This is a genomic window from Trabulsiella odontotermitis (assembly GCF_001297775.1).
GTDB classification, from domain to species: Bacteria; Pseudomonadota; Gammaproteobacteria; order Enterobacterales; family Enterobacteriaceae; genus Trabulsiella; species Trabulsiella odontotermitis.
In genome coordinates this window covers 1-526 of sequence record NZ_LIFX01000039.1, presented here as the reverse complement: position 1 = coordinate 526, position 526 = coordinate 1, and the positions used below count along the sequence as shown (strand labels likewise).

At 57.2% G+C, this 526-nt stretch carries 1 protein-coding gene; it reads left to right on the top strand.

Features of this window, described 5'->3' with window-relative positions; all coding sequences use genetic code 11:
• Positions 1 to 526: Ig-like domain-containing protein (locus AOY23_RS21325; RefSeq protein ID WP_152958681.1), on the top strand; the 526-nt coding region annotated here is incomplete at both ends.

Here is a 526-nt window from a genome sequence, read left to right as displayed (position 1 = left end):
CCAGCAGCATCACTGACGATAATCGTCCGCTGATCAAGGGTACTGGCGCAGAAGCAGGTAATACCATCACGGTTTACAACGGTGACACGGTGATCGGCTCCACGACCGTCCAGGTTGACGGTACCTGGGAGCTAGTATCGACCACGCCGCTGCCTGATGGTCTGTACACCCTGACGGCGCAGGAAACCGACTCTGTCGGTAACGTCTCCGATCCGTCCAACGAGTACACATTCAACCTGTCTACTCAGGCACCACCGGTTCCGTCGCTGGATAGCGTCTATGACGATGTCGCGCCTTCAGTTGACTTTGTACAGAAAGGTGAAGTCACCAACGACAATATGCCGACCCTGAGCGGTAGCGGATTGATTGGTGGCACCATTAGAGTCTACGACAATGGCACCCTGATCGGTACCGCGACGGTGGGCAGCAATGGCAGCTGGAGCTTCACGCCAGGTACGGCGCTGAACGACGGCAACCATAACTTCACCGTGACAGTCACTGACGTGGTAGGACGCGTCAGCCCGGC